This window comes from Actinacidiphila sp. bgisy167, from assembly GCF_057707665.1.
Map to the genome: position 1 here is coordinate 18,847 of NZ_JBYIQP010000010.1, position 13,560 is coordinate 32,406.

8 protein-coding genes and 1 pseudogene are annotated in these 13,560 nt (G+C 73.4%); 6 read left to right on the plus strand and 3 right to left on the minus strand.

All coding sequences use genetic code 11. The features are described 5' to 3' along the window. Positions 1-89 precede the first annotated feature (89 nt). From AC3ET4_RS06130 to AC3ET4_RS06140, 3 genes are all read left to right on the plus strand, one after another. A complete protein-coding gene (locus AC3ET4_RS06130) occupies positions 90-1,190 on the plus strand; it encodes a PLP-dependent cysteine synthase family protein (protein ID WP_431946725.1) in 1,101 nt (366 codons plus the stop codon). Between the two features lie 520 nt (positions 1,191-1,710). Next, entirely contained in the window at positions 1,711-4,497 is a 2,787-nt protein-coding gene (locus tag AC3ET4_RS06135) for a helix-turn-helix transcriptional regulator (RefSeq protein ID WP_431946727.1), read from the plus strand. A 572-nt stretch (positions 4,498-5,069) separates the two neighbouring features. Next, a complete protein-coding gene (locus AC3ET4_RS06140; RefSeq protein WP_431946729.1) occupies positions 5,070-6,146 on the plus strand; it encodes a PP2C family protein-serine/threonine phosphatase in 1,077 nt (358 codons plus the stop codon). Here the strand turns inward: AC3ET4_RS06140 and AC3ET4_RS06145 are convergent. After that, a pseudogene (locus tag AC3ET4_RS06145) lies at positions 6,147-6,350 on the minus strand (helix-turn-helix domain-containing protein); the annotation flags it as partial. After that, entirely contained in the window at positions 6,341-7,021 is a 681-nt protein-coding gene (locus AC3ET4_RS06150; RefSeq protein ID WP_431946731.1) for a hemerythrin domain-containing protein, read from the minus strand. The pseudogene AC3ET4_RS06145 and the gene AC3ET4_RS06150, both read right to left, overlap by 10 nt. 579 nt (positions 7,022-7,600) lie before the next feature. Between AC3ET4_RS06150 and AC3ET4_RS06155 the strand changes: the two genes are divergently transcribed. Then, positions 7,601-7,846 (plus strand): hypothetical protein, encoded by a 246-nt coding sequence (locus tag AC3ET4_RS06155; protein ID WP_431946733.1) that lies wholly within the window; start codon positions 7,601-7,603, stop codon positions 7,844-7,846. A 613-nt stretch (positions 7,847-8,459) separates the two neighbouring features. After that, positions 8,460-9,227, plus strand: a complete 768-nt coding sequence (locus AC3ET4_RS06160; protein ID WP_431946735.1) for an SDR family NAD(P)-dependent oxidoreductase — start codon at positions 8,460-8,462, stop codon at positions 9,225-9,227. A 102-nt stretch (positions 9,228-9,329) separates the two neighbouring features. On the opposite strand, the gene AC3ET4_RS06165 is transcribed toward AC3ET4_RS06160, so the two are convergent. Then, positions 9,330-10,319, minus strand: a complete 990-nt coding sequence (locus tag AC3ET4_RS06165) for a hypothetical protein (protein WP_431946737.1) — start codon at positions 10,317-10,319, stop codon at positions 9,330-9,332. Between the two features lie 572 nt (positions 10,320-10,891). On the opposite strand from AC3ET4_RS06165, the gene rph reads away from it, so the two are divergent. Further along, complete coding sequence (rph, locus tag AC3ET4_RS06170; protein ID WP_431946739.1) at positions 10,892-13,501, plus strand: rifamycin-inactivating phosphotransferase; 2,610 nt, start codon at positions 10,892-10,894, stop codon at positions 13,499-13,501. Positions 13,502-13,560: the final 59 nt, after the last annotated feature.

The following is a 13,560-nucleotide window of genomic DNA, read 5'->3' on the forward strand; positions in this document are numbered from 1 at the left end:
ACCGGCTGACGGTCCCTCACCCCGCCCGTCCCGTCGGACGGCGGGTGAGCCGCGCACGGCATCCCTCATGACACCAGAAGGCGGACATTATGTACGAGCCCACCACCGGCCGCGACCTCGCCTCCGCGGTCGGCGACACCCCCCTGCTGTGGATCTCCGACCCCCTGACCCCGCCCGGCCGCGGCTTCTGGGCGAAACTCGAGGGCGCCAACCCCGGCGGCCTCGAGGACCGCGCCGCCGTCCACATGGTCGGCCGCGCGCGCGACCGCGGCGACCTCCTCCCCGGCGCCACCATCGTGGCGTCCACCAGCGGCGCCTTCGGCCTGGGACTCGTACTCGCCGGACGGGTTCACGGCCACCCCGTGACGCTTGTGACCGACCCGGACCTGGAGCCGGACATGAAGCGCCTGCTGCGCTCCCGGGGCGCCCGTCTCCACATCGTCCGCGACGACCACCCCTACGAGGGCTGGCAGGAGGCCTGCCGCCGGCGCGTGAGGGAACTCCTCGAGCAGGATCCGGACGCGTGGTGCCCCGACCCGTACGACAACCCCGACAACGCGGACGCCTACGCACCCCTGGCCGCGGAGCTGAGCGAGCGGCTGGGCCGGGTGGACGTCCTGGTCGCCGCCGTCGGCACGGGCGGGCACTCGGCGGGCGTCAGCCGGGCACTGCGCGCCGCCAACCCCGCTCTGCACGTCATCGGTGTGGACTCCGTCGGCTCGGTCACCTTCGGCCAGCCCGTCAGGCCCCGCCTCGCACGGGGCATCGGCAGCAGCATCCACTCCCGCAACGTGGCGTACGAGGAGTTCGCCGAGGTGCACTGGGTCGCCCCGGCCGAAGCCGTCCACACCTGCCGCGCCCTGGCGCGCTCCCACTACGCGTCGGGCGGCTGGAGCGTCGGCGCCGTCGCCCTCGTCGCCGGCTGGGCCGCCCGCACCCACCCCTCCGGGGCGCGCATCGTGGCCGTCTTCCCCGAGGGCCCGCACCGCTATCTCTCCACGATCTACGACGACGACTACTGCCGGGACCGCGGGCTGCTCGGCGCCGCCCCCGCCACGCATCCCACGGAGATCGCCTCGCCCACCGACGCCGAGGCCACCTCCTGGAGCCGCTGCCGCACCGTGATCAACCCCGTGGCGTCCCTCGTCGCCCCGCCGGCGTACTCCGCGCAGGCGCCCGAGGCCGTGTGACCGGAGAGCTGCCGCGGACGCGGCCGGGTCCGCCGTACCGCCGGCACGGCGGACCCGGCCGTCCACGAGGGCGTGGACCGGGGCGGCCACACGTCCGCCGGGAGTGACCGTCAGGTGAGCCGAGCCCGTATCGCGCGGCGGCGTCGCCGGCATTCCGGTACCCGCGGATTCCGTTCGGCGGCTCGGTGCCGGCGGTCGTCCTGGAAGGCACGACGGGCACGGCGGCGCACGGCCTTTTCCCCTGTGACCGCAATTCCACGGCGGCACCATCGCGACGGACCGCCCCGGCAGGCCGGCGGCGACGGAACGCACGTCAGTGCCTCGGTCCCGGCGGCCGAGGCGCTGCGCCGCGCCGTACCGGGGTGAACACAGCGGACGGGCGCTTGAACGCCAGGAATACGGAAGGTGAATTTCCCCGCGTTTGTGAGGCATAAGTCACCATTGCCCGCCTGAGCGTGCCCTCAGGGCCGTGTGAGAATGCTTGCGTACACGCCCTGAACCAGAGAGCAAGATACTTCTGATGCAACCCTCGGTGTACATGGCCGACGTCGACAGCGACACGCCCCAAGTGGTGGGGCGCGCGGGGGACGTGGAGCGGATCGAGGGACTGCTCGGCTCGGTCGAGTCCGGCGGTGCGGTGCTGCTGTACGGCGATCCCGGTGTGGGCAAGACGGCGCTGCTGGGCCACCTCGCCCACAGGGCGCTGGCGGCCGGCGCCAGGGTGCTGCGGGCGGCGGGCACGGAGTCCGAGAAGGACGTCGAGTACGCGGCGCTCAACCAGCTTCTCTTCCCCCTGTGGGAGGAGACGGACCCGCAGGAGCTGGACGGGGCGCACCGCGAGGCCCTCCGTGTGGCCCTCGGCTTCGGCGAGGGGGCCCCGGCCGAGCGGTACCTCGTCTCCAACGCGGCCCTGGTGCTGCTGCGCCGGGCGGCAGCCGCGGCGCCGGTCCTGCTCGTCGTCGACGACATCCAGGTGGTGGACCGCGCCAGCGCCGCGGTGCTGAAATTCGTCGCCCGCCGGCTCGCGGGCAGCAGCGTCACGTTCCTGGCCGCCTCGCGCAAGGGACGCGGCGGGTGCGTCGGATCCGGTGTGGGAGCCGAGCACGAGGTCCTGCCGCTGGACGAGGAGGCGGCGCGGCTCCTGGTCGGCGCCGCCCACCCCGACCTCGCCGGCCAGGTCACCGAATGCGTCCTCGCCGTGGCACAGGGCAATCCCCTGGCGCTGGTCGAGCTGCCGGCGGCACTGACCGGTCCGCAGCGCGCGGGGCTGGAGCGCCGCCCGACAGCGCTGCCGCTCACCCGGCGTCTGATCCAGGCCTTCGGCTCGTGCGTGGCGAACCTTCCCGAGAGGACACGGCGGGTGCTGCTGGTGCCCGCGCTGGAGGGGACGGGTGACCTCACCGTCGTCCAGCGCGCGGCGCGGAGGCTCGACGACGGGGCCGACCTGGACGATCTGGAGGCCGCCGAGCGCGACGGCCTCGTACGGATCGAGGAGAACGACCACCGCGTCACCTTCCGGCACCCGCTCTTCCGTGCCGCGGTCATCGACGCGTCCACCTCCGCTGAACGCCGGCGCGTGCACAGCGAGCTCGCCGAGGTACTGCGCGACCGGCCCCATCAGCGGGCGTGGCACCTGGGGGAGGCATGCGTCGAACAGGACGAGGACGTGGCCGCGCTGCTGGAGGACACCGCGCACCGGGTCCTGCGCCGCGGCGACGCCCTGGCCGCGATCCGGGGCCTCACCAAGGCCGCGCACCTGAGCCCCGGCGCTGCCGACCGGGGTCGCCGGCTGGCCGCGGCGGCCTACCTCCGCACGGACGCCTCCGGCGAACTGACCATGGCCTCGCGCATCCTGGACGACGCCCGGCCCCTCGGGTCCGACGACCGCGCGTCCCTCTACTCGACGGCGGTCGCGGTGCACCGGATGCTCGACGGCGATGGCGACATCGATACGGCCCACCGTATGCTCCTCGGCGCGATCGAGAAGGCCGACCTCACTCACGCGACCTGCGACCCGGCCCTGGAGGAGGCCCTCTACCTGCTGCTGATGCTGTGCACCCTGGGCGGCCGGGAGGAGCTGTGGTCGCCCTTCCGCACGATCGTGGACCGGCTCGGGCCGGACGTGCCCTGCCTGCTGGCGGTCAACGTCGCCACCCAGGGCGATCCGGCACGCACGGCGCTGCCGGCCCTGGGCGATCTGGAGAAACTCCTCACGGACCTGCCCCAGGAGACCTCCCCGGCCAGGATCACGCGGATCGGCTCCGCGGGCATCGCCGTCGACCGGGTCACCGGAGTGCGCGACGCCATAGCGCGTGTCCCGTCCCGGGGGCGCCGGCAGATCGTCACCCTGCCGCTTCTGTGCACGGAGGCGTTCCTCGCGGGCCGGTGGGACGAGGCGGCCGAGCTCGCCGACCACGGGGTGCGGCTGTGCAAGGAGCACGCCTTCGAGGCCGTCTCCTGGTACTTCCGGTACTACAAGGCCGCCATCGCGGCGGCGCGCGGCGAAGCCCGCAGCGCTGAGGAGACGGCCGACGCCATGGCCCTGTGGGGCGCGTCCCGCGGCGCCCGGCACCTGGTGACCCTCGCGGAGCACGTCCGGGTGCTCGTCGCCCAGGGGGAGGGCGACTTCGAACGCGCCTACCGGCACGCGGTCGCCATCAGCCCGGCCGGCGAGCTGGCCTCCTACACGCCGGTGGCGCTGCTGGTGATCGGGGACACGGTGGAGGCGGCCGTACGCACCCAGCGTCCCGCCGAGGCCGCCGCCCACGTGGCCGCCGCCCGGCACGCCCGGATCGCCGAGATCTCCTCGCGCAGGGCCATGCTCGTCGACGCGTCCGCGGCGATGGCGGCCGAGGCGGACGAGGAGGCGATCGAGCTGTTCGAGCGGGCGCTGTCGCATCCCGGGATCCAGCAGTGGCCCTTCTGCCTGGCACGGGTGACCCTCGCCTACGGGGAACGGCTGCGCAAGGCGAGGTCGACGACCGACGCGAGGGCGTCGCTGAGCGCGGCGCTGGCGACCTTCGAGCTACTCGGCGCGCGCCCGTGGGTGGAGCGGGCCAGACGCAGCCTGCAGGCGACGGGATGGATGGTCAAGCGCGCCGGGGGCCCGGAGTCGGTCAGCCTCACGCCACAGGAGCTCGAGATCGCCCATCTCGCGGCCTCGGGTCTCACCAACAAGCAGATCGCCGAGCGGCTCTACCTCTCCCCCCGCACCGTGGGCGGCCACCTGGGCCGGGTCTTCCCCAAGCTCGGCATCACCTCCCGGGCGGCGCTTCGCGACGCACTGACGGGCCTGGCGGAGCGCTGACCCGGGAGGTGCGGCCCGCCGGGCGTGCTGTGTGGCCTGCCGCACGGGGTAGGACGGTGCGGCAGGCGCCTGGCGTGGCCGTGCGCTGATGCGGGGGCCGCGCCGAGCGGCGCGCTGACGCTGATCCCGCTGTCGTGGGCCTCACCGGCGGGGAGGTCTCCGAGCAGGTCTGTCCCTGCCCCCGCACCGAGTACCGGCTGGACCTGACCACCGCCCGTACCTCGGACGACTGGCGTCTCGCCACCGGCCCCCGCGCCTCGTGGAGGTTCCGCTCGGGCACGCGGCGCAGCCGGCCGCGCTGCCGCTGCTGCAGGTCGACCACGCCGTGCCGGTCGACACCCGCGACGCGGTGGCCCCCGCCCGCCGCCACGACCTGGTCCCGTCGGCGGCCACGCCTTCGCGGCTTCTGCACGGGCGGGCAAAGGCGCGTGCACGGCGGGGCAAGGCGCCCGGCGTGAGCCCTCCTACGGTCGAGATGTCCCCCACACATGGGGTGCCACGGCACGGGGCCGGGAGCGCTCGTGGGATCCGCCGTTACCGGTCCCGCGCACGGAGTTGAGGAAGTGATGCCTATGCCCGACATCGAACAGTTCGAGGAGGAGCCGGGTGGCGACCGGCCCAGGCGGCCCATGGCGGTCGCAGGGAGTGTGGCGTGGATCCTTGCGTTGATCGCGGTATGCGTGACCCTGCCGTTCTACGAGCACCCGAGTCTCGTGTGCGGGCTGGCACCCCTGGTCACCGCGGGAGTGGTGGCGGTGGTGATGGGGCGCGTGAAGGACCGGTACCGACACGGCGCGGCGCGAGCGCGTGCCGTGTCGGACACGGTGCGGCGGACCCTGCTGCGGCCGCTCCCCGAGCGCATCGGCGCTCTGGAGCTGGCCTCCGTCTACCGGCCCTGCGGGGGGCGGGGACAGGTCGGCGGGGACCTCTACGCCGTTGCGCGGAGAGGCCGGACGACCCGACTGATCATCGGTGACGTGTGCGGCAAGGGACTGCACACCTTCGAGGACGTCGCCGCCGTGCTCGGGGCGTTCCGGGAGTGGGCCCCGCGCGCCGCGACCCTGGGCGAGCTGTCGGCACGCCTGGAGGAGAGCTTCCTGCGGCACCTCGCCGAGACCGACGGCGCTGTCCGCGACACGGACGAGCGCTTCGTGACCGCACTGCTCTTGGAGGTGTGCGAGGGCGAGCAGTGCGCACGGATGATCAACCACGGTCATCCGCCGCCGGTGCGGGCGAGTCGGGGTGACGTCGCCCTGGTGGCGGGCTGTCCCTCGCCCCCCTTGGGACTGCACGCCCTGCGCGGGTGCGGCGCCATCGAGGAGTGCTTCGAACTGGCTCCCGGTGACACGCTGCTGCTCTACACCGACGGGCTCGTCGAGGCGCGCGACGCCGCCGGCGACTGCTACCCGCTGCTGGACCGCGCGACGGCGTGGCGGTGGGTGCGGCAGGACCCCGCGCACCACGAGTGTCCCTGCCTGACGGACGCGTTGGGGGAGATCCTCCGGGACCTCGTCCGACACGCCGGTGCGCTCCCGGAGGACGATCTCGCGATGGTCGCGCTGACCCGGACGAAGGAGCCGGCCGCTGCGCTCTCCGGGACCCCTGGCACGGTCTTCCGTGAGGGAACGGGGCAGCTGCGGCAGGACTGATCAGCTGTCGGATTGCTGATGGAGGAAGCCGGTGGCCTGCAGGGGTGCAGCCTGCAGGCCGCCGGCCTGTCGCCATTCGGCGGGGGAGTGACCGTAGACCGCCCGGAAGCTGCGGCTGAAGTGGGCGTGGCCGGCGAAGCCCCACCGGTGCGCGACGGCCGTCACGGTCTGCTGCTCCGGTTCCGGCCGGACGCTCAGGCGCCGACGCGAGGGGGCCAGGTCGTTCCGTGGACCTGCCGGGCGTAGGAAGCGTACCGGCGGCGGGCCACAACGGGGACGATCATCTGGACCGGCAGCGGGAACGTCGCCAGGACCGACTTGACGACCTCCGGGTCGCCCTCGTACATGGCCATGCCGAAGATGAGCGGCATGTCGTTCCTCGGCGTGTTCCGCATGCCGAGCTGAGACACGAGGCGCCACTCGGCCGCAGTGATGTACTGCGCGGCCAGCGGCAGGACCTCCTTCTCCTTGAGCGTCAGATGCCGGAGGAGCGCGGTCAGAAGCCGCTCGAGCGCATGGGCGAGGTCCTCGCCGCCCTGTCCGGTCGAGCGCCATTGGGCGAGCAGTCCGACCACCTCGGTGTACCTGACGTCGACGGCGTGCTGCTGCTCCATCATCGGCATGATGAACTCCGCGTCGACGCCGGCCCGCTCGACCAGCTTGGGCCAGAGCACCCTGTCCTCGCCCTTGTGATGCGTCCGCAGGATCCGGCACATCAGTTCGGCGTGGGCTCCGACGACCCGCGTGCGCCGGCTGTCGCCCGGAGCGACGGACCGGACGAGGTCGGGAAGCAGTCGGAACTCCCGGCGCAGCGCGCTGTGGGCCATGAGCATGTCGCGCGTGTCGGCCATGGGTTCGTCGACGAGTGGAGCCATTCTCTCTTCCTTGTGCGGCTGCCCGGCATCCGGACGCCGCCTCGGCTGCCTGCGCCGGGCGCGACCTCGCGCGCCCGCCGTGCCGCGGAGTGTGCTGGGTGATCAGGGCAGGGGGAGGCGCGGAAAGGGCGCGCACCAAGGGCCCCGCCCGCAGCCCGGACCACTGTGCCTGCGGCCACCCGGCCTCCGCATGCGTCAAATGTCCCGTCGCTCCCGCGGTCGCACGGGTCGTCTGTCGCGTCCGTCCGCCGCGGGAGCGTCCAGGTCACCGGCAACGTCCCCTGCCGCCGGCCTTGGTGACGGTGCCGGGGCCGTGGGCCGGTCCGGGATACGAACCGTCACCGGTGTCCGAACCGGGCGGCGCCGATCGCCAGCCGGGCTGAACGGGCCTGTCGAAGAAGGAATTTCGAGCCGGGCCACCGGGCCGGCGTCCACCGCGACGTGCTCTGCGCCGATGGCGCGATCCATTGGGGCGCACGATGCGGGACCTTCGCCCGTGACCGCACGGGCGGCAGCCGGGGATGCCGGCCTCGGCGCGGGCCGGGCGCCGGCCTCGACGTCCCGCCCGGGCGAGAAGACGTGATCGCGTACGGGCCCCTGCTCTCCGACGGCGGCAGCGCATGGCTCGGTACGGCGGCCCTCCTCCGGGCCGCGGGCCAGGACACCGCACGCGCCGTCCAGGCGGCCCGTGTGTACGACGGGATCGGGGTGCACCCTGGCAGTTCGGTGGCCGGAGGTGATCCGAGCCGGCGGCGCCCGCTGAGCGGAGCGCTCGAGCCCGGCGGGGCGGCTGACACCGGATCGCCGGGCCTGCCCCCGCCGTGAGGGCAGCCGGAAGGGGCGCCTGGTGGTCGGCATCCGCCGCAGTGTTCCGTCGGTCACTCCGGCATCGCCGCGTTGCCGCCGGCCGGCCTGACGCCGTACGCGTCCCCTTGATCGCCAAGGTGACCCTGCCATGCGGGACTGGAGCATCGCCGCAGGTCACCGGCGTGTGAAGGACGCCTCGTCGGGGTGCGGCCGACAAGGCGACCGCCGGCGATCCCTTCTGTCCGGGGCATGGGATCGCCCATCGGGTCGCTGCTTGACGCCGGCCACCCCCGGGAGGATGCTTGACGTGTCAATCACTTTGGTGCTGCGGGCACCGACGCCTACCCGAGGAGTGCCCCATGGCCCCCACCGCTTCGGCCGCCACAGGGCGCGCCACGGCGACCGCGTGGTCCGGTGCCGCGGCCTCCCCGCCGACCGGACCGGCCCGCCCCCACCCGGCGGCGTCCACTCCGGTACGAGCAGACGCCGCCACGGCCGGCCCCGGCGCGGTGCTCTTACCGAGGCGAGGCGACGGAACCGGGCGCACCGCGCGCCCGAGCACCGCCCGCCTCTGGACGCCGGCACAGCCGAACGCACGCACCCCGTTCATCCCCTGGCAGGAGAAGATCCCATGGCAACACTTCTTGACAGCAAAGTCGTACTGATCACTGGCACCGGCGGCGGCATGGGCCGCGTCGCGGCCCAGGTGTTCGTGAGGGAAGGCGCGAAGGTCGTCGGAGCCGACATCAACGCCGAGGCCAACGAGGAGACCGTCGAACTCGTACGACGAGCGGGAGGCGAGATGACGAGCATCGCGCCCGTCGACCTCACCGACCCCGAGCAGGTGCGCCGCCTCGTCGACGACGCCGCGGCCGCCTACGGCGGGCTCGACGTCATCTACAACAACGCGGCAGCCCTGCGCTTCGGCCCACTTCCCGACTTCTCCGTCGAAGACTGGCACACCACCATCACCGGCGAACTCGACATCCCCTTCTTCGTCTCCGAGTCCGCCTGGCCGCACCTCGTGCGCCGTGGCGGCGGCGTGATCATCAACATCGCCTCCATGGCCGGCATGATCGCCGGCGCCAACCCGCCGATGGTCGGGCACACCGCCGCCAACGCGGGCGTCATCGGTATGACCCGGCAACTCGCCCTCGAGGGCGCGCCCCACGGCATCCGCGCGGTCGCGATCAGCCCCGGCCCCGTCCTGACCCCCGCCAGCGACCGGGACCTCGGCGACAACCAGGCCGCCCGCGACGCGATCACCGGCAAGACCCTCCTCAAGCGCTTCGCCCGGCCCGAGGAGATCGTCGAACTGGCCGCCTTCCTCGCCTCCGACCGGGCCTCCTACATCACCGGAGCGAACTACGCCGTGGACGGCGGAGCCAGTGCGTGGTGACGCATCGCGCCGGGCCCCGCTCCGGCCTGCCTCCGCTCCCGGTCCCGCTCTCGCGGTTCCCGGGGGCGGGGGCTGTGGGGCGGCCCCCGCCGAGCCTGCGGATCAGGACCCGGACGCGAGTCCATCGGCCAGCTGCTCGGCGCGGGCCGCGGCCCTGCCCGCCCGGCGGCGGGCGTCGCGGGCGGCCTTGCCGGCGTCGCGGTGCCGGCGCCGTACCTGGTCCAGGTCGTCGCGGGCGGCGCGTAGCGTGCTCTTGGCGTCCTTGACCTGTTCCAGCAGGGCGTCGAGGTGCTGCTGGGCCTCGTCATGGTGACGGACCGCGGTCTCGAAACCCTTTTGGGCGGCTGCGGCGTCGTTCTCCAGGTCCTCGGCCTCCCGCTCGGCCTGGCGTGCCTGCTCCTCGGCTCGCCCGGCCTCTTCGCGTAGGCGCCGTAGCTCCGCCTTCCGGCGGCCCGGCTGCCCGCCCCCCGCCGTCTTCGCCGGTTTCCGCCGAGGCTTCGGTCTCTGCTTCTGCTTCTGGTCTCGCTTCTCCTGCTGCTGTGGCTGCTTCGGTGGCGGGCGGCGCGGAAGGTCGCCCCCGTCGGCGGTGGTGGCCAGGCCCGTGAAGTCGACGGTGGCCGCGAGGGGCCTGGTGAGGCGGCCTCGCGTGAGGTCCGTCCCGGCCTCTGGGTCGGCGAGTGCGGCGTGCAGGGTCTCCTCGACCCCCTGTACGGCTCGGCCGGTGAGGCGGTGTCCGGAATCGGCGGCGAGCTGTGCGGCCTGCCGGGACAGGGCCCGCACGAGTTCCCCCTGCCGGCGGCCCAGTTGGCGCAGCTGATCGCCGTCGAGTTCCCGGTGGGCCTGGCGCAGTGCTTCGCCGAGCCGGAGCAGCGGGCCGACCTCGTCGTGGCGCTCGCGAGCCAGCAGATTGGCGGCCCACGCCGAGATGGTGGGCTTGCGCAGTGCCGTGATCCGGTCGGCGAGGGCCCGGTCGCCGGCCTTCCGGGCGGCCCGGGCGTGTGCGTCTCGGGCGCCGGTGAACCGCGCGGGCGGCAGCCGGTACAGCTCGTCGGCGACCGCGTCGAGGTCCGGGGGAGCGTCCTTGTCTGCCACGGTGTACCACCTGCCCGGCCGTCGGCCCCGTACCCGCTGCCCGCCGGGAGCCCGCGGTCGCGCCGGGGCCCGGCGCCGGGCCGGGGACTGCTGCGGCCCATCGAACAGCCGCCCCTGCCGCCCCGCACCCGCACCGCGGCCGATCGAGTGGGCGCGGATCGGACGGCGGCCGCCGCGGGCGCGGTCCGCCCTGCGGGAGCGTGCCCGTTCCGGCGGATGACGGAAAACGAAAAGGCAAGGAGAACGCTCTCCTTGCCGCTCTCAAGGTATAGCGCACTGGGGGGCTTGCGGCAAGGCCCGGGTCAAGGCGCACAATCGTCGCTCGCTGCCGCGACTCGTGACAACGGGCTCGGCAGCGGCGAGGAGCCGGGCGGTCGTGGACGCGCGGGCTCGCCGCGCCCAGGCGCGGGGGCGCGACCGCCACCGCATCCGGGACGTTGCCTGACGATCGATCAGGAGCGGGGAATCAAGGACAAGGACGTGCTCGCGATGAGGTTCGACGACATGGGAACGCCGGTGGTGCGGTCGGCCACCGCGCCGCGACGGAGCGCGGCAGGGCGGGAGGCGAAGCGATGACCGGGCGATATGTGCTGGATCTGCGCGAGGTCGACGCGACGCATGTCGCGCTCGTCGGCGGCAAGGGCGCGCACTTGGGCGGGCTCTCGCGGATCGAAGGGATCCGCGTGCCGGGCGGCTTCTGCGTGACGACGGAGGCCTTCCGGCGGATCACGGCCGAAGTGCCGTCGCTCGGTGACCTCCTGGATCGGCTTTCGCGCCTGGACCCGGGGGACCGGGAGGCGATCCGCGCGCTCAGCGCCCACATGCGCCGGTCCGTCGAGGCAGTCGGGATCCCGGGCGATCTCACGGCGGCGATCACCGGGGCGCTCGCCCCGTTCGGCGAGCGGGTGGCCTTCGCCGTCCGGTCCAGCGCGACGGCCGAGGATCTGCCGACGGCGTCCTTCGCGGGCCAGCAGGACTCCTATCTGAACGTCATGGGCGCCACGGAGATCCTCCGACACGTCAGCCGCTGCTGGGCCTCGCTGTTCACCGAGCGGGCCGTGACCTACCGTCTGCGCAACGGCATCGATCACCGTGCGGTCCACATGGCCGTGGTCGTCCAGCGGATGGTCCTCCCGCAGGCCTCCGGCATCCTGTTCACGGCCGACCCCGTCACGGGAAACCGGAAGGTCGCCACCGTCGACGCCGGCTTCGGCCTCGGCGAGGCCCTGGTCTCCGGGCTGGTGAGCCCGGACGTCTTCACGGTGCGCGACGGCGAGGTCGTCGCAAGGACGATCGGCGAGAAGCGGCGTGCCGTGGACGCCCTGCCGGACGGCGGTACGCGGGAGGTGGCGATCGACGCGCGGCGGCAGGGGCAGCCGGCGCTGACGGATGCGCAGGTCGTGGAGCTCGTGCGACTCGGACGGCGGATCGAGGGGCACTTCGGACGACCGCAGGACATCGAGTGGTGCCTGGCCGAGGACGGCTTCCGATTCGTCCAGAGCCGGCCGATCACCACGCTGTACCCCGTCCCCGTCCCCGTCCCCGGGACCGGCGACCGGGGACAGCGCGTCTACGTCTCCGTGGGCCACGGCCAGATGATGACCGACCCCATGAAGGCGCTGGGGCTCTCCATGTGGCGGCTGACGGCCATGGTGCCGATGCACGAGGCCGGCGGGAGGCTGTTCGTCGACGTCACCCCGCGCCTGGCTTCGCCCGCGAGCCGCACCGCGCTGCTGGACGCCATGGGCCGAGGCGATCCGCTGGTCAGGGACGCTTTGGAGACCGTCCTCGAGCGCGGCGACATCGCCCCCACGCCGCCGGCCGCGGGCTCCGGCGGGCCGCCGGCCGGCACCGCTCCCGAGCCGGTCGCGACCGATCCGGCCGTCGTCACCGCACTGATCGAGCGCAGTCGGGCGTCGATCGCCGCTCTGCGGCGCGACATCCGGACGAAGACCGGACCGGCGCTGTTCGACTTCCTCCTGGAGGCGTTCGAGGAGCACAAGCGGATCCTCGGGGATCCCCTGAACCTGCAGGTCGTCACCGCTGGGATGGAGGCCACATGGTGGCTGAACGACAATCTGCGGGAGTGGCTGGGCGAGAAGAACGCGGCTGACACGCTCACGCTGTCCGCGCCCGGCAATGTCACCTCCCAGATGGGGCTGGCGCTGCTGGACGTCGCGGACGCGATCCGTCCGCATACGGAGGTCGTCGCGTACCTGCGGGGCGTCGAGGACGAGGACTTCCTGGACGAGCTGGTGAAGCTGCCGGGCGGGGGAGAGGCGCGTGATGCGGTGGAGGCGTACCTCGACCGGTACGGCATGCGCTGCGTCGGCGAGATCGACGTCACGAGGCCGCGCTGGAGCGAGCGTCCCACCGCTCTCGTGCCCCTGATCCTCGACAACGTCAGGAACTTCGAACCGGGCGAGGCCGCGCGGCGCTTCGCGGAAGGCCGGGAGAAGGCGCGGCAGAAGGAACACGACGTGCTGTCCCGGCTGCGGGCCCTCCCGGACGGGGACCGGAAGGCCGACGAGGCCAAGCGGATGATCGACCGGGTCAGAACCTTCGTCGGGTACCGGGAATACCCGAAGTACGACATCGTCAGTCGCTACTTCGTCTACAAGCAGGCGCTGCTGAAGGAGGCGACGCGCCTCGTGCGGGCCGGTGTGCTCGACGAGGAGGAGGACGTCTTCCACCTCACCTTCCACGAGTTCCGCGACGCCGTGCGCGAGAACCGGGTGGACGGCCGGCTCATCCAGGAGCGCAAGGAAGCGTTCCGGTGGTACCACTCGCTCACGCCGCCCAGGGTGCTCACATCGGACGGCGAGGCTCTGACCGGGGCGTACCGGCGCGACGACGTCCCGGCCGGTGCGCTGAGCGGCCTGCCGGTCTCCGCCGGGACCGTCGAGGGCAGGGCCCGCGTCATCCTCGACCTGGCGGACGCCGACCTCGAAGCGGGCGACATCCTGGTCACGACCTTCACGGACCCCAGCTGGTCGCCGTTGTTCGTCGCGGTCGCGGGCCTGGTGACGGAGGTGGGGGGTCTGATGACCCACGGGGCGGTGATCGCCCGGGAGTACGGTCTGCCGGCCGTCGTGGGGGTGGAGCGGGCCACCCGGCTGATCGAGGACGGGCAGCTGATCCGCGTGCACGGGACCGACGGGTACGTCGAGATCCTGTCCTGAGCGGTGGCACCGTGAGTCCCCGCCGCCGTGGAGCCGCTGCGGAGACTCACGGTCGAGTT